Source organism: Veillonella sp. LMAG:90, assembly GCF_008679445.1.
Lineage (GTDB): Bacteria > Bacillota > Negativicutes > Veillonellales > Veillonellaceae > Veillonella_A.
Window position 1 is genome coordinate 2287968 of sequence record NZ_NAND01000001.1, and the last position, 21007, is coordinate 2308974.

Annotated in this window: 20 protein-coding genes; 9 read left to right on the forward strand and 11 right to left on the reverse strand. The window is 45.1% G+C overall.

Features of this window, described 5'->3' with window-relative positions; translation table 11 throughout:
* Nucleotides 1-67: 67 nt before the first annotated feature.
* The 9 genes from purN to CCC71_RS10170 form a co-directional block, all read right to left on the reverse strand.
* Nucleotides 68-685, reverse strand: coding sequence for a phosphoribosylglycinamide formyltransferase (gene purN / locus CCC71_RS10130; RefSeq protein WP_226974144.1), 618 nt, complete (start codon nucleotides 683-685; stop codon nucleotides 68-70).
* Entirely contained in the window at nucleotides 669-1733 is a 1065-nt protein-coding gene (gene purM / locus CCC71_RS10135) for a phosphoribosylformylglycinamidine cyclo-ligase (protein ID WP_021841899.1), read from the reverse strand. The genes purN and purM overlap by 17 nt, the downstream gene beginning before the upstream one ends.
* Nucleotides 1720-3144, reverse strand: coding sequence for an amidophosphoribosyltransferase (gene purF, locus CCC71_RS10140; protein WP_021841900.1), 1425 nt, complete (start codon nucleotides 3142-3144; stop codon nucleotides 1720-1722). Before purF ends, purM begins: the two co-directional genes overlap by 14 nt.
* 12 nt (nucleotides 3145-3156) lie before the next feature.
* On the reverse strand, nucleotides 3157-3861 hold the full coding sequence (gene purC / locus CCC71_RS10145; RefSeq protein ID WP_021841901.1) for a phosphoribosylaminoimidazolesuccinocarboxamide synthase: 705 nt from the start codon (nucleotides 3859-3861) through the stop codon (nucleotides 3157-3159).
* A gap of 94 nt (nucleotides 3862-3955) precedes the next feature.
* On the reverse strand, nucleotides 3956-4462 hold the full coding sequence (purE, locus tag CCC71_RS10150) for a 5-(carboxyamino)imidazole ribonucleotide mutase (protein ID WP_021841902.1): 507 nt from the start codon (nucleotides 4460-4462) through the stop codon (nucleotides 3956-3958).
* 214 nt (nucleotides 4463-4676) lie between these two features.
* Entirely contained in the window at nucleotides 4677-5162 is a 486-nt protein-coding gene (locus tag CCC71_RS10155; protein WP_021841903.1) for a hypothetical protein, read from the reverse strand.
* A gap of 10 nt (nucleotides 5163-5172) precedes the next feature.
* Nucleotides 5173-5592, reverse strand: coding sequence for a YbjN domain-containing protein (locus CCC71_RS10160; protein ID WP_156704524.1), 420 nt, complete (start codon nucleotides 5590-5592; stop codon nucleotides 5173-5175).
* Nucleotides 5593-5682: 90 nt separating this feature from the next.
* Entirely contained in the window at nucleotides 5683-6258 is a 576-nt protein-coding gene (locus CCC71_RS10165) for a xanthine phosphoribosyltransferase (RefSeq protein WP_021841905.1), read from the reverse strand.
* Between the two features lie 42 nt (nucleotides 6259-6300).
* Nucleotides 6301-7182, reverse strand: a complete 882-nt coding sequence (locus CCC71_RS10170) for a LysR family transcriptional regulator (RefSeq protein WP_226974145.1) — start codon at nucleotides 7180-7182, stop codon at nucleotides 6301-6303.
* Between the two features lie 371 nt (nucleotides 7183-7553).
* Here CCC71_RS10170 and CCC71_RS10175 point away from each other — a divergent pair, with 371 nt between their 5' ends.
* Both CCC71_RS10175 and CCC71_RS10180 read left to right on the forward strand, forming a co-directional pair.
* The gene (locus CCC71_RS10175; RefSeq protein WP_296333561.1) at nucleotides 7554-11291 is read left to right on the forward strand and encodes a phosphoribosylformylglycinamidine synthase; all 3738 of its coding nucleotides are present in this window, start codon (nucleotides 7554-7556) and stop codon (nucleotides 11289-11291) included.
* Nucleotides 11292-11566: 275 nt separating this feature from the next.
* Nucleotides 11567-12805 (forward strand): FprA family A-type flavoprotein, encoded by a 1239-nt coding sequence (locus tag CCC71_RS10180; RefSeq protein ID WP_021841908.1) that lies wholly within the window; start codon nucleotides 11567-11569, stop codon nucleotides 12803-12805.
* A gap of 166 nt (nucleotides 12806-12971) precedes the next feature.
* Here the strand turns inward: CCC71_RS10180 and CCC71_RS10185 are convergent, their stop codons facing one another.
* Together CCC71_RS10185 and CCC71_RS10190 are read right to left on the reverse strand one after the other, a co-directional pair.
* The gene (locus tag CCC71_RS10185) at nucleotides 12972-13307 is read right to left on the reverse strand and encodes a zinc ribbon domain-containing protein YjdM (protein WP_021841909.1); all 336 of its coding nucleotides are present in this window, start codon (nucleotides 13305-13307) and stop codon (nucleotides 12972-12974) included.
* 40 nt (nucleotides 13308-13347) lie between these two features.
* On the reverse strand, nucleotides 13348-13971 hold the full coding sequence (locus tag CCC71_RS10190) for a nitroreductase family protein (RefSeq protein WP_021841910.1): 624 nt from the start codon (nucleotides 13969-13971) through the stop codon (nucleotides 13348-13350).
* Between the two features lie 354 nt (nucleotides 13972-14325).
* Between CCC71_RS10190 and rbsK the strand changes: the two genes are divergently transcribed.
* From rbsK to CCC71_RS10225, 7 genes are all read left to right on the forward strand, one after another.
* On the forward strand, nucleotides 14326-15216 hold the full coding sequence (rbsK, locus tag CCC71_RS10195) for a ribokinase (protein WP_021841911.1): 891 nt from the start codon (nucleotides 14326-14328) through the stop codon (nucleotides 15214-15216).
* Nucleotides 15217-15218: 2 nt separating this feature from the next.
* Nucleotides 15219-15632, forward strand: coding sequence for a D-ribose pyranase (gene rbsD, locus CCC71_RS10200; protein WP_021841912.1), 414 nt, complete (start codon nucleotides 15219-15221; stop codon nucleotides 15630-15632).
* A 17-nt stretch (nucleotides 15633-15649) separates the two neighbouring features.
* The gene (locus tag CCC71_RS10205; protein ID WP_296333564.1) at nucleotides 15650-17131 is read left to right on the forward strand and encodes a sugar ABC transporter ATP-binding protein; all 1482 of its coding nucleotides are present in this window, start codon (nucleotides 15650-15652) and stop codon (nucleotides 17129-17131) included.
* A complete protein-coding gene (locus CCC71_RS10210; RefSeq protein ID WP_021841914.1) occupies nucleotides 17131-18066 on the forward strand; it encodes an ABC transporter permease subunit in 936 nt (311 codons plus the stop codon). Before CCC71_RS10205 ends, CCC71_RS10210 begins: the two co-directional genes overlap by 1 nt.
* Before the next feature lie 10 nt (nucleotides 18067-18076).
* Nucleotides 18077-18979, forward strand: a complete 903-nt coding sequence (gene rbsB / locus CCC71_RS10215; protein WP_021841915.1) for a ribose ABC transporter substrate-binding protein RbsB — start codon at nucleotides 18077-18079, stop codon at nucleotides 18977-18979.
* A gap of 308 nt (nucleotides 18980-19287) precedes the next feature.
* Nucleotides 19288-19800, forward strand: a complete 513-nt coding sequence (locus tag CCC71_RS10220) for an Lrp/AsnC family transcriptional regulator (protein WP_021841916.1) — start codon at nucleotides 19288-19290, stop codon at nucleotides 19798-19800.
* Nucleotides 19793-20971, forward strand: coding sequence for an aminotransferase class I/II-fold pyridoxal phosphate-dependent enzyme (locus CCC71_RS10225; protein ID WP_156704537.1), 1179 nt, complete (start codon nucleotides 19793-19795; stop codon nucleotides 20969-20971). The genes CCC71_RS10220 and CCC71_RS10225 overlap by 8 nt, the downstream gene beginning before the upstream one ends.
* Nucleotides 20972-21007: the final 36 nt, after the last annotated feature.

A 21007-nucleotide genomic window follows, 5' to 3' on the forward strand; every position in this document is an offset into this window, starting at 1 on the left:
AAGACCTCCTACAACAGACCTAAGCCAACAAAATTGCACAAATGGCCACAAAAGGACCGCCCAAGGGCTAGTCCTCAATGTGTACAATATGATTCTTAATCGATAATTTGTCCTCACAGAAGAGGGCCAGTGCTTTTTTATACGTTTTATGTTCTTCCGGTAAAATGCGGGCCGCCAAAGTATCTTCCGTATCATCGGCATAGACAGGCACCACGGCTTGCATAATAATGGGACCGGAATCCATCCCCGTATCTACAAAATGAACGGTACAGCCGCTCACTTTCACCCCTGCCGCTACGGCCTGTCCCTGCGCATGAAGGCCCGGGAACGACGGCAATAAAGCCGGGTGAATGTTTAAAATTTTGTACTCGTACGGTTTAATGAACGTTGGTCCTAATAGACGCATGTAACCTGCCAACACGATGGCTTCCGGCTCATATGGTGCAATAGCGTCAAGCATGGCTTTTTCAAAAGACGCTTTGGAATCAAAGCCTTTGCGCTCTACTACGACGTTTGGTACCCCCCATTCTTTGGCACGAGCCAACACCGGCGCATCGGCGTGGTCGCTAAGTACGACCACAACCTCTGCGTTGATTTCACCTTGCTTAATCGCTTCATATAAAGCGGCAGCATTGGATCCGCGACCACTGGCAAATACGGCAATTCGCTTAGCCAATGAATTCACGACCTTCCATAATTACACGTTCCGCACCTGCTTCTTCAATGCGACCGATTTCATAAACAGCTTCGTTTTGTTTAGCAAGCTGCGCTTTTACAGCGGCTAAATTTTCAGGGTCAACGACTAAAATCATGCCAATACCCATGTTGAAGGTACGGTACATTTCTTTAATATCTACATTGCCCCATTCCTGCAATTTGGCAAATACAGGTAATTTAGGCCATGCATCGGCATTCACGCGGGCCGTTGTGCCTTCCGGCAAGATGCGCGGAATATTATCGTAGAAACCGCCACCCGTAACGTGAACCATGCCTTTTAAGAGACCTTTGCGAATGGATGGCAATACAGCTTTCGGATATAAACGAGTCGGCGTCAAAAGTTCTTCGCCCAAGGTTTTACCGAATTCAGGAATTTCATCCTGCAAGGACATATTTTTATGATCGAATACAATCTTACGAACTAAGGAGAAACCGTTGGAATGTACACCGCTGGAAGGTAAGCCTAAGAGTACGTCACCGGCTTTAATGTTTTCACCGGTCAAAAGACGCGGTTTATCCACGATGCCCATGGCAAAACCGGCCACATCATAGTCACCGTCGCCATAGAAACCGGCCATTTCAGCCGTTTCACCGCCGAGCAAAGCACAACCGGATTCTTCACAAGCTTCCGCAACGCCACGCACGATAGTTGCCACTTGTTCAGGAATTAATTTGCCCACCGCAATGTAATCCAAGAAAAAGAGCGGTGTAGCCCCTTGTACCAAAATATCATTGACACTCATGGCTACACAGTCCTGGCCGATGGTGTCATGTTTGTCCATCATAATGGCAAGGCGTAATTTAGTCCCTACACCGTCGGTGCCGGATACGAGCATAGGCTCTTTCATATCAAAACCGGCCAACGAGAATAAACCGCCAAAACCGCCGATATCACCGACAACGCCCGGTGTATACGTACGTCTTACCGCCGCTTTCATAAGTTCGACCGCTTTATTGCCGGCATCAATATCAACACCGGCATCGCGGTAGGTAATTCCGCCTTTATTCGAGCACATATTTGCCTCCCTCATCTTCGTCCATAGGAACACTTACTGCATAATCACCGTCGAAGCAGGCAAAGCACAGTTCCGCTTCCGGAACACCGCTGACTGCACGGCACAAGCCTTCACGGCTTAAATAGTGAAGTTTATCCGCTTTAATATAATCTCTGATTTCTTCAATCGTATGTGTCGCTGCAATCAACTCTTTACGGACCGACGTATCAATACCGTAATGGCAAGGATATTCAATAGCCGGCGAGCTGACGCACATGTATACTTCTTTGGCGCCCGCTTCTTTGAGCATGCGCACAATGATGCCGCTGGTAGTACCGCGTACAATGGAGTCGTCGATTAAGACGATACGTTTACCTTTAACCACATCGGCTACCGCATTGAGTTTCATGCGCACCGCCAATTCACGCTGTGCCTGGTCAGGTTTAATGAAGGTACGACCCATATAGCGGTTCTTAATAAGACCTTCGCCGAACGGAATCCCCGATTCACGAGCATAACCTAAAGCGGCCGTCGTACCGGAATCCGGAATGGACATGACAAGATCCGCATCATATTTGGTTTCACGAGCAAGTTCACGGCCCATGTTAAGGCGGGCCTGATACACACTCTGGCCGTCAATTTCACTGTCGGAACGAGCAAAATAAATATATTCAAACACACAAAGTGCTTTATTAATTTCTTTTCCCGATTCTACAAACAAGCGACTGCGCACACCGTTATCATCGATGATAACCATTTCACCCGGCTCGATGTGACGGATAAATTCCGCTTTAATCGCATCCAAGGCACAGGTTTCAGATGAAAGCACATAGCCGTGTTCGGTTTTGCCGAGACAAAGCGGACGGAACCCGTTGGCATCACGGACGCCGATTAATTTGTCGTTCGTGCTGATAACGAGGGAAAAAGCCCCTTCAATACGACGCACCGCTTCAATAATACGGTCTTCCGTATTGGCTGCTTTAGAGCGGGCAATCAAGTTTACGATAACTTCCGAATCCATCGTAGTCTGGAAAATAGATCCGTTATCTTCCAACTCACGGCGAAGAGCCAACGCATTGGTAAGGTTGCCGTTATGCGCTACGGCCATGTCACCGCCCTGATAATGAATCACCAAAGGCTGAATATTTTTAGGGTTATTGGAGCCCGTCGTAGAATAACGAACGTGACCGGAAGAAATGAAGCCGCCTTCTACATCCGGTAACGTTTTAATCGCTTCCGTCAACAAGCCCATGCCCTTAGTTACTTCAATATCTTTGCCATTACTGATGGCGATACCGGCACTTTCCTGGCCGCGATGTTGGAGCGCAAATAGGCCCCAGTAGGTAAAATTACCTATATTCAAATGACGGTCGTAAATACCGAATACTCCACACTCTTCATGCCACTTGTCAAATACAGAGTCGTAATGCATTGCTCTCTCCTATTAAGCGCGTTCGCCGGTAAGGCGGAATAACATTTCTTTGTAAGCATCTTCTACATTGCCGAGATCGCGACGGAAACGGTCTTTGTCGAGTTTTTCGTTAGTTTCGCTATCCCAGAAACGGCAAGTATCAGGGGAAATTTCGTCGCCTAACAATACTTCACCGTTATGAACGCCGAATTCCAGTTTAAAGTCAACCAAGGTTACTTTTTTGTCAGCTAAGAATTTTTTAAGAACTTCGTTAACTTTCATAGCATATTTACGGATTAAAGCAATCTGTTCTTCCGTAGCCCAATCCAAAGCAAGGATTTGGTCTTCGTTAACAAATGGGTCGCCTAAATCATCGTTTTTGTAGCAGAATTCCAAGATAGGGCGTTTGCAAGGCGTACCTTCTTCGATGCCGAGACGTTTGGACAAGGAACCGGCTACGATGTTACGAACAATAACTTCCAATGGTAAAATCTGTAATTTCTTAACTAATTGGTCGCGATCGTTAAGACGTTTAGCGAAATGGTTAGGCACGCCTTCTTTAGTCAACAATTCAAAGAAGAAAGAGGAAATTTTGTTGTTCAAAACACCTTTGTCATGGATAGTGCCTTTTTTCTCACCATTAAAAGCGGTAGCATCATCTTTGTAATGTACTAAATATTCGTTAGCATTTTCAGTTTCAAATACTTGTTTAGCTTTACCTTCATATAACATTTTCATAATATAGCCTCCTGTGTTTTCTCAGACTTATTGTAAAAATCATACTAAAATTAAACTTTACTCTAAATTTTTAATCAAATTATATCTCAAGGTGTTAAAAATCGAATCTTTTTGTATTTAATTCCGCTTGTAGTTTTTCGTTTTTGGCAATAACAACTTTTGCCATGTCGTCACGATATGTCTTGTATTGTTCTTTCAATTTAGCGTTTTGTGCGGCACCGATTTGAACGGCAAATAAAGCCGCATTTTTAGCGCCGTCTACGGCCATAGTGGCTACCGGCATGCCCGATGGCATCTGAACGATGGCCAATAAAGCATCAATGCCTTTTAATGCAGTCGCATTAAGCGGTACGCCGATTACCGGCAATACGGTGAAACTGGCGATTACACCCGGTAAGTGAGCGGCAGCGCCGGCGCCTGCGATAAACGCGATAGCCCCTTCTGCTTCCAAACGTGTTACAAATTTCTTAACTTCTTCCGGCGTACGATGAGCGGATGCAATAACCATTTCATAGTCAATGCCGAATTCCTTTAATACGTCGGCGGCTTTTTTCATAATTCCCAAATCAGAGTCACTACCCATTACGATGCCAACTTTCATGTGTATACCTCCTAGCTGTAGAATAAAAACTACCCTGCGGTCAGAATTAGTCTTTCTATCTAAATTCTAACAAAAGCCCTCTTATTAGTCAACACAATATCCGAATATATAAAGATTATTCTTTTCTTAACGTTCGATACTATCCGAACATTAATATCGATATTTTTATAAAAAAAAGATGTTCCCTTATTTACATAAGAAAACACCTTGATTATTAATGTTCATGGGCATGTTGCGCAAAAGGATCCGGCAATTGTTCGATTCCCATGGCTTCTTTCAAAGCCGGCACAGCCTTAGGCATATATTGAACGATTTGATTCATTAACACATATAAGAGCTCAGGCTCAAACGCCGTATTGGAACTGATATAAATGCAGTCTAAATACACACTGTTGTCATCTTGTTCAACATAATATTTGAAGTTTTTGTAGATGCTGTTTTCACGATTAATAAAATCGGTAATAGCCTGATAATTCTCGGAAGTCACCACATTGGCACCTACCACAACGCGAATAACGCTGTAAATCGTCGCATCGAGCAACACAAAGATAGGCATATCGCCCATATCAGTTTGCATGTAGGAACGATATACAACCGTATCTTCTTCATCTTCAATGTTACGTTTGTCGAAGCAGGTAATATCTTCTGAAATCAAAAACTTTTCAAAAACTGCACTTTTCTCATTCTTAGCGTTTGCCACAATGCACCTCTTAGTTTACTTTTTCGGCAGGATCGGTTTCGGTCCCCAAAACTTTACCTAAAATAGTAGGATAGAATTCTTCCAAATGCGGTTCCAATACTTCAGCCAAAAGACGAACCAACAATTCAGGATTGAAGTTATTTTCAGCAGACGGAACACTGATATCCATATAAATCACATGGTCTTCGGCACCTAAATAATATTTGAAAATTTTGAACTGACCGTTTAATTCGTTTAAGTATCTGCCAACCGCCTGACGACGATCTTCAGGTACCGCACCGGTAGTCACGATTAAGCGCATCAAATTGAACACCGTATCATCGAGCACCACAAACAACGGCAATTGTTGTGCGGCTACATCGAAATGACCGCGATATACTACAGAATTGGCATCATCTTGATGTTCTTCTTTAACAAACCAACCGGTTATGTTATGTTATGTTTTGTTTTGTTCCGCCAAAAACTGATCAAATTTTTCCGCTTTACTGTTCATAACTTACACCCCTTAACTAATAAAATATTATTCTTCAATAAATACACAACGGTCGTTTTCAAACGCCTTAATGCGTACTAAAGACTGTACATCGTAGCCTGCCCGCTCTAAGCGTTCACGGCCCGGTTGGAAGGATTTCTCAATAACAATAGCAATACCTTCTACCGTATCCCCGGCGCTTTCCACTAACTTGCAAAGCCCCATAGCTGCTTCACCGCTGGCCAAAAAGTCGTCGATAATCAACACTTTTTCACCTTCCGGCAAGAATCGTTTGGAGATAGTTACATCATAATTTTCCTCTTTAGTATAGGAATATACAACAGAATGATATACGTCATCTGTCATAAGAATCGATTTTTTCTTACGCGCAAATACCAATGGCACATCCATTTCAATCGCCACCGGCAAGGCTACGGCAATCCCGGAAGCTTCGATGGTCACAATACGTTGAATGCCCTTATCTTTGAAGCGCGCCGCAATTTCCTTACCCATAGCGACAAACAATTTTGGATCGATTTGATGATTCAAAAAGCTGTCAACTTTTAGGACGCGATTGTTCAGAACAATGCCTTCCTCCATAATGCGTTGTTTTAATAATTCCATGCGAAAGTCTCCTTAATTATTCTTCTTGATTATTCTACAATATCACTTCTTAAGCAGAAGGTCAATAAATTTGGCGGCTCCTTGGGATATCGGCAACAAACGAGAACGAACCAAAGCAATCTTGCGCGGCGGTACTACGATGTCCGTTTTAATTTCCACCACACGGCCTTCTTTGATTTTCTGTTTTACCAAAAAATCCGGTACGAGCGATATGCCCATGTTAATTTCTACTAAATCCATCAGCACGTCAAGGCTGCCGAGCTCGAAGGATGGTTTTTTGAATGCTTTATTAGTTAGTTTGTCAAAAAAAACACGGCTGGCGGCGCCCTGCGTCAACAGTAATAACGGCTCCTGTAAGAGACGATTCACATCAACTGTGCCCATGCCTTTATAAAACGGGCCGCCTACGAAGATGTCCTGCATCGTTTGCAGCTCAATAACTTCCAGTTGCGGATTAGATTCCAAGCCTTCATACGTGTTGACAATAGCGAGCTGTACTTCACGGTTTTCCACCATAGTCACGCAATCAGGGGATGGACGGTTCGTAATCTGAAGACCTGTCTCCTGTTCCTGTTCCTGCCATATCTTAAAATACGGCAACAAGAAGTGACGACACAATGTATCGGTAGCAGCGAGTTTAACGCTTTCCTGTTCATGAGTTAACCGATCCTGTAATTGAGTCACGCCATTATCAAGAATGGAAAATGCTTTCGCCACTGTGTCAAACAATTCCTTACCTTCCGGCGTAAACGAAACCGATTTGGTCGTACGTTCGAACAGCACCATATTGAGCTCTTTTTCCAATTGCTTAATACTTTGGCTGATGGCCGATTGCGATACACCTATCTCTTTCGCTGCTTTTGAAAAAGACAGGTGTAAGCCCACCCCTAAAAAAGTACGATATAAATCAGTAGAAATACTCATTGTAATCTTCTCTCCTTTACAGCAACAACTATCACTCAAACCCCAACTTATTGTTCAAACTGCTTAGTCTCTTACAATTAATACCTTATTAATAAGTCTTAACTATTATTATAATACCATAACCACGTAACGTGTAATAGTAATTTCAAAACTATATAACAGTATTTTTAACATACTTGTTAATCGCTCATCTATTAATAAGTCAATATAATTACAAGAAAGAAATTGCTAACTCCTCCTAATCAATTTTTTCTTTACTAATAAGTCTAAACCGTATATACTAGAATTGTCAATATAGGTATATTATATCTATAATTAAACAACTGCACAATAGCCAGTACACCAATGACAATGTTAAGAGGAGGCTTATTATGTCAATTCATCGCATTTTCGTCCGCAAACGCGAAGGCTTTGCTCACGAAGCTACTTCCATGTATCAAACTATTCGTACGGAACTGAATATTCCTGTCAAAGCTGTCACTATTTACGAACGCTATGACATTGAAGGCGTATCTGACGAAGATTTAGCCAAGGCCAAACAGCTTATTTTCTCCGAACCACCGGTAGATGAGCTTTTTGACACCCTCCCACAAACCGAAAATACACATATTATTGCCACCGAATACGTGCCGGGGCAATATGACCAACGAGCCGATTCGGCCGAACAGTGTCTTGCCATGTTAACTCTCAAATCGGGTGCCACCGTGCGCACGGCTCGCGTGTTTGCCTTGGAAGGCGATCTCAGCGCTGATGATTTGGCACGTATAAAACATTATTATATTAATCCCGTCGATTCCCGCGAAGCATCGCTCGAACTCCCAACATCTTTAGCCCTCGATGTGCAGCCGCCAAAGCCGGTTGAAAGTCTTGAAAACTTTATCACCGCCGATGAAACGGCTTTAAAAGCACTTCGTCAGGAATTGGGCCTGGCCATGAGCGATGCCGACTTGGCACTCATCCAAGATTACTTCGCCAATACGGAAAAACGTAATCCGACCATTACGGAAATTCGCGTGCTCGACACCTATTGGTCCGACCACTGCCGTCACACCACGTTTATGACGGAACTTACAAATATTACCATTGATGACACCCCGGCAACAGCACCGATTCGCGCCGCTTTGGACGAATACATGGCCGGTCGCGGGGTTCTCTACACGAGCCGTAAAAAAGCCCGCACCTTGATGGATATGGCCACCTTAGCCGTTAAAGAGTTGCGTGCGCAAGGCGGTCTCAAAGAAATCGACGAATCCGAAGAAATCAATGCCTGTACCATCGTTGTACCCGTTGATGTGAACGGTAAAACCGAAGAATGGCTCTTATTATTCAAAAACGAAACGCACAATCATCCGACGGAAATCGAACCTTACGGCGGTGCTGCCACTTGTCTCGGCGGTTGTATCCGCGACCCGTTGAGCGGTCGAGCCTATGTATATCAGGCTATGCGCGTTACCGGTTCCGGCAATCCGCTTACTCTGCTTGATGAAACCTTGGAAGGTAAATTACCGCAGGTACAGATTACGACCGGCGCCGCTCGCGGTTACAGCTCTTACGGTAACCAAATCGGTCTTGCCACCGGCGAAGTTCGTGAATACTATCATCCGAGCTATGTAGCTAAACGCATGGAAATCGGCGCCGTTATCGGGGCCGCCCCTCGCACTAACGTACGTCGTGAAGAACCGGTACCGGGTGACATCGTTGTCCTGCTCGGCGGTCAAACCGGTCGTGACGGCTGCGGCGGTGCTACCGGCTCCTCCAAAGAACACGATTTATCCTCCCTCGCTTCTTGCGGTGCGGAAATACAGAAAGGTAATCCCCTTACGGAACGTAAAATCCAGCGTTTATTCCGTCGTCCGGAAGTTACCACATTGATTAAACGTTGTAACGACTTCGGTGCCGGCGGTGTATCTGTAGCCATCGGTGAATTAACTGACGGTCTTTTAATCAACCTCGATACTGTGCCTAAGAAATACGAAGGCCTGGATGGCACGGAACTTGCCATTTCCGAATCACAGGAACGTATGGCTTGCGTCATTGCCAAAAAAGACTGGGACGCTTTCCAGAAATACTGCGACGAAGAAAACCTCGAAGCTACCATCGTAGCGGATGTAACCGACAGCAACCGCCTCACTATGACTTGGCAGGGCGTGAACATTGTCGACATCTCCCGCGATTTCTTATATACTAACGGTGCTGAACAGCATCAAAAAGCCCATGTGGCTTCTCCGGTTGCCGGCTATTACAACACACCGGCCGTAACGGATCTTAAAGCCCATTGGCTCGACACCATGAAAGACTTAGCCGTAACGTCCCAGCAAGGTCTGGGCGAACGTTTCGACAGCACCATCGGTGCCGGTACCGTTCTCATGCCGTTCAGCGGTCTCTATCAGAAAACCCCGGTACAAGGTATGGCCGCTAAATTGCCGGTACTTCATGCTGAAACAACGACAGCCAGCCTCATGACCCACGGTTTCGATCCGTTCTTATCCGAATGGAGTCCGTTCCACGGTGCGCAGCAGGCTATTCTGTTGGCCGTTGCCAAAATCGTAGCCCTCGGCGGTGACCGCAGTACGGCGTACTTAACCTTACAAGAGTATTTCGAACGTTTAAATCAGGATGAAACAGCTTGGGGTAAACCGGTAGCCGCTTTACTCGGTGCTTATAAAGCTCAAAAAGAATTGGGCATCGGCGCCATCGGCGGTAAAGACTCCATGTCCGGTACTTTTATGGACTTAACCGTACCGCCTACCCTCGTAGCCTTTGCCGTTACAACGGCTCATGTAGATAATATTTTGACACCGCACTTCAAAGAAGCCGGTCACAAAGTATTACATGTGGACTTCCCACGCAAAGAGGACGACACGCCTGACTTTGATGTATTCAAAGCTCAAGCCGACCGCATCACGAAAGAAGCGCGTGCCGGCAAAGTGGCAGCTGCTTATGTAGTAGAAGCAGGCGGTATTGCTGCCGCCATCACTAAAATGGCTCTTGGCGACCGCATCGGCGTAGAACTTAACGATGACGTAAAAGACTTGTTATTCGCTCCGCACAGCGGTTCTTGGATTATCGAAACCGACGAAGCTACAGCTGCTGCATGGGCTAAGGAAGAGTATGTAACAGTACTCGGTACCCTCACTAAAGAACCTGCCATTAAAGTGGCCGGCACGGAACTTGCCTTAGCCGACCTCGAAGCAGCCTATGAAAGCACGTTGGCACCGATCTTCCCATTGACGGCAAAATCCGGTCAAGGCGAAGCCGTTGCTTATATTCACGATCAAAAAGCGAAACCGCGTCAGGCGCCTGCTATTGCCAAACCGCGTGTCGTTATTCCGGTATTCCCGGGTACGAACTGTGAGTACGATTCGGCCCTAGCCTTTGAACGGGCCGGCGGTGAAGCGGACATCGTTATTATCCGCAACCGCACCGTAGCGGAATTGGAAGAATCCATTCAGGAAATGAAACGCAAATTGGACGAAGCTCAAATTGTCTTCTTCCCGGGTGGTTTCAGTGCCGGTGACGAACCGGACGGTTCCGGTAAGTTCATGGCTACCTTGTTCCGCAATCCGTACCTCAGCGAATCCTTACACAATTTATTGCACAACCGCGACGGTCTGGCTCTCGGCATTTGTAACGGTTTCCAAGCGTTGATTAAATTAGGCCTCTTGCCATATGGCGAAATCGCCCCTATGACGGCAGACAGCCCTACTTTGACGTACAACACTATTGGCCGTCACCTTTCCGGTATGGTTCGCACCAAAGTAATTTCCACGAAATCACCTTGGATGAGCCTCTGCAAAGCCGGAGAAATCTACACAATTCCGATTTCTCACGGCGAAGGTCGCTTCATTGCGTCCCCGGCCCAAGTCGTTGAATTCAACCGCAAAGGCCAAATTGCTACGCAGTATGTTGATTTAGACGGCATCGCCTCTTACGACGCCCGCTACAATCCAAACCAATCCGTTGCCGCCATCGAAGGTCTCTTCAGCCCTGACGGCCGCGTATTCGGTAAAATGGGCCACATTGAACGTACGGGCCACGGCATTTCCAAAAACGTACCGGGCAAACAGGGTATGCCTGTATTTGCTTCCGGCGTAGCATACTTCAAATAATACTCATATTTACGACTGATGTAACTGATTGATTTAGTTAGCCGGTTTAACTGACCGGTTTAACCGGCTAATTTATTAGTTTTGCAAATAAGCTGTTTCACACAACCTATTATTTCAAAAAATGCATACAAAAAGAAAAAAACGGCATGACAAATGTCGTTTTTTTCATCGGTATAAGTTGCATATCTACCTGATTTCTTGTATCATAAAAGATGGTGAATAAGTTTAGAGACATAACCAGCTCTTGTTATTCTTAAGTGAAAGGATGTAAGCACATGCAATGCGCACAGAAATTAACAGATAATATCTATTGGATAGGCAGCAACGACTGGGATACGGAACGCTTTGAAAATTTATTTCCCATTCCGTTGGGCGTAAGCTATAACTCATATTTTATCGATGATGAAAAAACTTGTATCGTAGACTCCGTTGATGACAGCATTCGTCAGGAATTTTTTGACAATGTGGAATTTTTATTACGTGGTCGCGAGCTCGATTATGTAGTCGTTAACCATATGGAACCGGATCACTGCTCTACCTTGGTTGAGCTCATTGAACGTTATCCGAATGTTAAACTCGTAGGTAACCGCACTACATTCCGCTTGTTCGAACAATTCTACGGCCGTCCACACCCTGAAAACTATTATGAAGTTAAAGAGGGCGACAGCATTTGCTTAGGTAAACACACCTTACATTCCTATACCATGCCGATGGTTCACTGGCCTGAAGTAACTTGTACGTTTGAATCCAGCAACGGCATCCTCTTCTCCGCCGATGCGTTCGGTACCTTCGGTACCATCAACGGCAACATCTTCGCCGATCAGCTCGATTTCGAACGCGTTTACGAAGACGAAGCTCGTCGTTACTACACCAATATCGTTGGTAAATACGGCGTTCAGGTACAAAATGCCATCAAAAAAGTCCTTCCGTTGGGCATTAAAATGATTGCACCGCTTCACGGTCCAATCTGGCGTACACCGGAAAGCATCCAGTACATGATTGAAAAATACATGCATTGGAGCACCTACTCCGCCGAAAAGAAAGGCGTAGTTATCGCTTTCGGGTCCATGTACGGCAACACTGCCGATATGGCACAGCAATTAGCTCGCTTGTTATCCTTCCGCGGCATTACGGATATTAAAATCTACGACGTATCGAAGACCAATCCGTCTTATATCATCGCGGATGCTTGGAAATATAGCCATCTTGTTTGTATGGCTCCTACTTATAACTTAGCCTTATATCTTACCATGGAAAACCTTTTATATGAATTGAAAGCGCTCAACTTCCATAACCATAAGGTGTCCATTGTAGGCAACCATTCTTGGGCTTCCGCCGCTATGAAACGCATGGTGGAATACTTCACCAATGAAATCAAGGACATGGAAATTGTTGGTACGCCACTCGATATTCGCGGCGCTTTACATCAAGATCAATTAAAATTATTTGCAAAATTAGCTGATGATATCGTAGCTTCCATTAACGAAACTGAAATCAAAACGTTCAGCTTATAATAAACATATAATTCCATAAGCCTTAGGGCTTATAGCAAAAGGACAGGTTCACGACGAACCTGTCCTTTTTAGTGCAATCAATATTCTCTTTAATCGGCGTCAATCGTCTTTACACACCGAAATCAATTTTGCTTCGAAATCACTTCCGCTTTTAAACCGAATTCGCTTACAGTTTTTTCACAAACTCCGACTTCAAAGCCATGGCGCCGAAGCCGTCGATTTTACAATCGATGTTGTGATCGCCGTCAACGAGGCGAATATTTTTAACACGGGTCCCCTGTTTTAATACGGAAGCCCCTTTTACTTTAAGGTCTTTAATAATAGTTACGGAATCGCCGTCCTGCAAGAGATTGCCGTTGGCATCACGCACAACTAAACCACCTTCGGCGGTTTCAGCATCGGCGGCCGACCATTCGTGAGCACACATAGGACATACATAAAGATGGCCATCCTCATAGGTATACGATTCGCCGCATTTTGGGCAATTAGGTAATTCACTCATTGATAGTCTCCTTTACATTACACAATATAACTATATACTCTTAATCTACAATTTCCGCCACGGATTTACGCGGTCTCGCAAATGGATGCTCAGCCGGCACGCCAATCGTTACAACCGCTGCAATTTCATGACTTAAATTAAGCCATGCTTTCGCTTCTTCCTGAATAAAGTAAATATCATTAATCCACAAAGAACCTAAACCGTATTCGGTCGCCATTAAGAGAATTGTATTGATAAACGCTCCCAAGGCCTGTAAGTCACTTTTTGCCCAGATTCGTTCATAATCGATATCATCGTCAAACGGATTATAAATGATAAGTACGGCACCCGCCGTTTTCATAGCATGCAAACTGATTTCCAAACTACCAAAACGTTGCCCCGCTTCTTTAAGCCGTTGTAAACAAGCATATCCCATTTCAACAAAGCCATCTTTTGAAGCCCCCTCCAATATGCGTACGCGCCAAGCTTGGCGATTTTTAGGTGACGGCGACATTTTAGCCATGTCAATCATATGCTCAATCTGAGCTCGTGGTATGGGAACTGATTCATAACGGCGAATACTGCGCCGTGCCCCGATTGCTGCTTCCAGAGTCATCAAATGAGGCTCTTTTACCGAATCAGCCGAATTCGCCTCACCAATTCGCACCTGTTCATTTTCACTCATAATGACGTCAGCCCTTCCTCTTTAAATTCATTACGTAGCATTTTCTATTATATTATATCAAAAATAGTGACATAAGCCTAATTTTATAGATTTACAGTTATTTTAAAAGAGTAAAAAACTTAATCGCCGCTTTACACAATTTTAGAAAAATAATCATCATTTTAAAATTAATTAAGCTACACTATATGGTTACATTTTGTCCCGCCATCAATCAACTGCTCCTATTTTTTGTGTTTTAGCAGTAGGCAAATACGATTATTTAGTATATACTAAATTAAGACTTTTACTATCTGTTAAATTAACGAAATTTAGTGTATACTAGAGGAATCGCTATTAAATACTAAGGAGGTTACAATGAATAACATTGTAGTTATCGGCAGTTGTAACATGGATATTACCGTCATGGCCGATAAACGTCCCGCAGCCGGTGAGACAATCATGGGCTTGGGACTTAATATTTCGCCGGGCGGCAAAGGGGCTAACCAAGCAGTAGCCTCCGCCAAGTTGGGGGCTCATGTTACCATGGTCGGATGCATCGGCGATGATGCTTATGGCCGCATGGTATTAGACAATCTCCACAAATATAACATAAACACCGACTACCTTACCGTTATAGAAGGTGAAAACAGCGGTACAGCGCACATTACCTTAGCGGAAGGCGATAACAGCATTATCGTTATTGCCGGCGCCAATGCTAAAGTCGATTCGAAAGTCGTCGATAATGCGTGGGACGCCATCAAAACAGCTGATTTAGTCCTCGTACAAAACGAAATTCCTTTATCGACAATTGGCTATATTACGGAAAAATGCGCCAAAAACGGCATCAAAGTGCTCTTAAACCCCGCTCCGGCTGCCGATTTAGACAGTGCTTGGCTCGAAGCAGCCACATATATTACACCTAATGAACACGAATTAGCTGCACTATATCCGGGACAGGCAACGGAAGACACCATGCTTGCCAATGAAGGAAAGATTATCGTAACTCTCGGGAAGCAAGGCGTGGCTTATGCCAAGGACGGGAAGGTTCACACCGTACCCGGTTTTACCGTAACACCGGTAGATACAACCGGTGCCGGCGATACTTTTAACGGAGCCTTCGCCACAGCCATCGCCAATAATAAATCCATGGATGAAGCCCTTCAATACGGTAATGCCGCAGCGGCTCTTTCCATTTTAAAACTAGGTGCTCAAGAAGGTATGCCTACGGCCGATGAAGTAGCCGCCTTCTTAGCCAAAAGGAGTTAATCATGCAAAAAGGTGGAATCTTAAACAGTCACATTGCTAAAGTATTAGCCGATTTAGGTCATACCGATACAATTTGCATCGGTGATTGCGGTTTACCCGTACCGGCCGGTGTGCAGAAAATTGACTTAGCCCTCACCTTCGGAACCCCAAGTTTTGAAGCGGTAGTGCGTGTCTTAAAAGCCAATATGCAGGCCGAATCAATTCATATTGCCTCCCCTATGGAAGAAATGAATCCCCATAACTATGCCGTTCTTCAGGAATTATATCCGCAAGATCGCTACGAATGGGTCAGAACCGACCACGAAGCCTTTAAAGAAGCAACGAAACAGTGTAAATGCATTATTCGCACCGGTGAAACCACACCGTATGCCAATGTAATATTACAGGCGGATTGCATTTTTAACGACGAAAAATAAACGATTAGGAGTTTTCAATGGAAATCAAAATGACAGGGATTGCCAAAGCCTTTGGAACCAACCAAGTTCTTAAGGACGTGGCCATCACCCTAAAAGCCGGCGAAGTTCACGCCCTCATGGGGGAAAACGGGGCGGGTAAATCTACCTTGATGAACATTCTTACAGGCTTACATAAAGCGGATGCCGGCGTTATTACAGTCGATGGCGTCGCCACGACCTTCGCCAATCCGCGCGAAGCAGAGAAAAACGGGATTGCCTTTATCCATCAGGAATTAAATATTTGGCCGAACCTCAGCCTGTTGGAAAACCTCTACCTCATGCAACCGAAACGAAACGGCATCGGCATGTTGGATAGAAAAGCTATGCTCGCCGAAGCACAGGCCAAATGCAGGGAATTAAATATCGAATTGCCCCTCACGAAAGAAGCGGGGCAATGCTCAGTCGGTCAACAACAGATGACCGAAATTTTGCGTGTACTCATGCTCGATGCCAAGGTCGTTATCATGGATGAACCGTCGGCCGCTCTCACCGAACGCGAAACGGAAACCTTGTTCCGCATGATGCGCCAATTAAAAGCCCAAGGCGTAGCCATCGTATACATCTCCCACCGGATGGAAGAAGTATTCAGTGAATGTGATGTTATTACCGTTATGCGCGATGGCCACACCATCAGCACCAAACCGGTTCAAGAAACAACGGTTGATGAAGTTGTGCATCACATGGTAGGTCGTTCCATCGATGAATTTTATCCCGATAGAACCACGGCACCGGGCGACGTGGTACTCACCGTTAACGGCTTAAAACCGAAAGATTTCAACAGCACCATTTCCTTTGATTTACGTAAAGGCGAAATATTGGGCGTAGCCGGCCTCATGGGGGCAGGACGCACCGAAATCATGCGCGCCATCTTCGGCATCGACAAACACGATGGCGGCGAAATTATACTAAATGGTAAACATCTTCATTTCAAAAAACCGGAAGATGCGATTAAAGCCGGTATTGCCTTCATCACGGAAGACCGCAAAGGGGAAGGTCTGATTCTTGACTTTTCCATCGGCAAAAATATTACCTTGCCTAATCTCGGTCAAGTATGTCCAAACCATGTGCTCAACAGCAATAAACTGGTGGATTTTGCGGACAACTTATCCAAACGCTTAGGCGTCAAAACTCAATCGGTTCACTTACCGGCCTCCTCGTTATCCGGTGGTAATCAGCAAAAAGTAGTTATCGCCAAATGGATTGGTTTATCCCCATCCATTATCATCATGGACGAACCGACCCGCGGTATCGACATTGGTGCCAAACGCGATATTTACGATTTAATGAATGAATTAACGAGCCAAGGAGTTTCCATCATTATGGTCTCCTCGGAACTCCCTGAAGTTATCGGGATGAGTGATCGGGTCATGGTCATTCACGAAGGAGCCGTTGCAGGTATACTAAACCACAACGACGCTTCACCGGAAGCCATCATGAACCTAGCAACAGGAGGACAATAATGAACCAGAATATTACGGAAACACTCAAAAAATTAGGCCCTCTCATCGGCCTGATTGCCTTATTTATTATCATCGCCTTTATGAACGACAGCTTCTTGGAATTCTCCAACTTGCGCAACTTATTACGCCAAGTATCCATTAATGCTATCATCGCCTTCGGTATGACCTTCGTTATTTTGACGAGCGGTATCGACTTATCCGTAGGCTCCATCCTCGCTTTATCCAGTGCCATCATGGCCAACTTCATCGTTGGCGGCATGAATCCGGAAGTGGCCATTCTCGCCTCCGCCGGCGTGGGCATTATCCTCGGCGGTATCAACGGTATCGTCATTGCCTACGGTAAAGTGGCACCGTTTATCGCCACCTTGGCAACCATGACGATTTATCGCGGGGCCACCTTAGTTTTTACGGACGGCAACCCTATCAGCGGTTTGACCAGTGATCCTTTGTTCCACGGCTTCGGCCAGGGCGATATCGCAGGTCTGCCCGTACCGGCTATTACCATGTTTGTATCCTTCCTTATTTTATGGTTTGTTTTGCAAAAAACATCCCTTGGCCGTCAGACCTATGCTGTCGGCGGCAGTGAAAAGGTAAGTTATATTGCCGGTATCAAAATTAACCGCGTTAAAATCTTCGCTTACGCCTTAACCGGTATGCTCAGTGCCATTGCAGGCGCCATCATTACATCCCGCCTCAATTCGGCGCAGCCGACAGCCGGTATGGGCTATGAACTTGACGCCATCGCCGCTGTAGTATTGGGCGGTACCAGTCTTGCCGGCGGTCGCGGTCACATTGTAGGTACCTTAATCGGTGCCCTCATCATCGGTACCCTCAACAATGGTTTAAATATTCTCGACGTTTCCAGTTTCTATCAACAAATCGTCAAAGGTATTGTAATTCTACTTGCAGTCCTCGGGGACCGCAAAAAAGCGTAGGAGGTTAGGAATGAAAAAATTATTAACAGTCATCGCTGCCGTAATCTTAGTTATCGGTCTCGTAGCCGGTTGCGGCTCTTCCAACAATGGTGGTGGCGATAAAAAACAAGGTACTATCGGTTTCTCCGTATCTACCTTAAACAATCCGTTCTTCGTATCTTTAAAAGACGGTGTTGAAAAACAGGCTAAAGAATTAGGCCTTAAAGTTAAAATCGTTGACGCTCAAAACGACCCTGCTAAACAGGCTAATGACATTGCCGATTTATTAGAAAGCGGCGTATCCGTATTGATCGTTAACCCGGTTGACTCCGCTGCTATTGCTACTTCCGTTGAAGCAGCCAACGCTAAAAACATTCCGGTTATCACTGTTGACCGCTCTACCGACAAAGGTAAAGTAGTAGCTCACATCGCTTCCGATAACGTTAAAGGCGGCGAAATGGCAGCTCAATTAATCGTTGATAAACTCGGCAATGGCACTAAAGTTGCTGAAATCGAAGGTATCCCGGGCGCTTCCGCAACTCGCGAACGTGGTCAAGGCTTCCATAATGTTGCCGACAAATCCTTAGACGTAGTAGCTAAACAGAGTGCTGATTTTGACCGCACTAAAGGCTTAAACGTTTCCACTAACATTCTTCAAGCTAACCCTGATGTAAAAGCTATTTTTGCTCACAACGACGAAATGGCTCTTGGTGCCATCCAAGCTGCTAAATCGGCAGGCAAACAAGTTTTCATCGTAGGTTTTGACGGTACTGCCGATGCTGAAAAAGCTGTTCAAGACGGCACTTTAGCGGCTACTATCGCGCAACAACCTGAATTGATGGGTAAAATTGCTGTAGATACTGCTTCCAAAGTTATCAAAGGTGAAACAGTGGAAAGCAAGATCCCTGTAGAACTTAAAGTAGTAACTAAATAAAACATATGCTTTGATACGTTGATAGAAACATTGATAGAAATTAAGCCTCCCCTGCCAGTTGCAAGGGAGGCTTTTTATTGATTATAACTCATTTATTTTATACTTAAAACGCATCTATGTTGAATTTTCTATTTAATTCAACACTAAAGAGTGGTACAATAAATTGTATACGAAATCGTCTGACAGCCATACTCTCGTCAGATAAAATCGCTAAATTCTCAGACAAAGACGCTATTATAAACAGAACATATACTTTTTGTCTGATACCTCGGATGCTTCGATTCCGACCTTGAAAGGAGATATTAATTATGAGTAATTTTACTGTAACTGCTACTGACAAAAAGCTGCTCGACCTTTTGGCGACAGACGCGAAATTAACCCATGACCAATTGGCGGCCATGTTAGGTGTAGCCGAAGCTGAGGTATCTGAACGTATCGCCGTGCTGGAAGCGGAAGGCATTATCAAAGGCTATCAAGCCGTAATTGACTGGGAAGCCATCGATGCCAATAAGGCAACCGCCCTCATTCAACTTAAAGTTACACCGGAACCTGATCAAGGCTTCGATAAACTCGCGCATCGCATCATGCAATTCGAAGAGGTGGAAGGTGTCTATCTCATGTCCGGCGGTTATGATTTGACCGTTATCATTCAGGGCCAAAGCATGCGCGATATCGCCCTCTTTGTTGCACGTCGTCTTTCCACTTTGGAAGGTGTCCAAGGCACGGGTACGCACTTTATCTTGAGCCGCTACAAAGACCGCAATGTAATCTACCATGACGAAGAACAAAAAGAAACAAGGAGTAATGTGTTCTATGATTAATTATGATAAATTTTTAAATCGTGAGCTGTCCAATGTAAAACCGTCCGGTATTCGCCGTTTCTTCGACATTGCCAGCGAAATTGATGATGTTATTTCCCTCAGCATCGGCGAACCGGATTTCACCACGCCATGGCATATTCGTGAAACCGGTATCGATACCTTAGAAAAAGGTAAGACCTGGTACTCACCAAATCGCGGTTTTGCGGACTTACGCGAAGAAATCAGCCGTTGGTTCACTCGTAAATACGATGTAACGTATGATCCCGCTACCGATATTCTGGTCACTGTTGGTGGTTCTGAAGCTATCGATTTAGCTCTTCGTGCCCTCATTAACGAAGGTGACGAAGTACTCATTCCGGTGCCTAGCTTTGTTTGCTACACGCCGCTTACGGAAGTAGCCAAAGGTGTGTCCGTACCGGTGGAAACCAAAGCGGAAAATAACTTCCGTCTTACGGCCGAAGATATTCGCTCCCACATTACACCTAAAACCAAATTGCTCGTTTTGCCATTTCCTAATAATCCAACCGGTGCGATTATGCGCCGCGAGCACTTAGAGGAAATCGCCAAAGTCATCGAAGAACATGACTTGCTCGTTATTTCCGATGAACTCTACAGCGAATTGACCTACGGTTCCGAACAACATGTAACCATCGCATCAGTTCCGGGCATGAAAGAACGAACCATCGTCATTAACGGCTTCTCCAAAGCCTTCGCTATGACGGGATGGCGTCTCGGCATGGCCCTCGGTCCAAAAGAAATTATCACGCAAATGACGAAACTTCATCAATATGGCATTATGAGTGCCCCATCGGTTGCTCAATATGCTGCCATTGAAGCGTTGAAACACGGGGATAAAGATATTGAATACATGCGCGATCAATACGATATTCGTCGTCGCCTTTTGGTTAAAACCTTTAACCAGTTGGGCCTCACTTGCTTCGAACCGGAAGGCGCCTTCTACGTATTCCCGGACATCCGCTCCACCGGTCTCGATTCGGAAACATTCTGTGAAAAATTGCTTTACGCCAAACACGTAGCCGTCGTACCGGGCAACGCCTTCGGTGATTGCGGCGAAGGCTTCGTGCGTGTAGCCTATGCCAATTCCTTAGCGAATATTAAGGAAGCGTTAAAACGCATTGCTGAATTTTTGGAAGAATTGAAAACTCAATAAAATAACTCAAAAAACGCCTTTGCATACCGTGAAGGC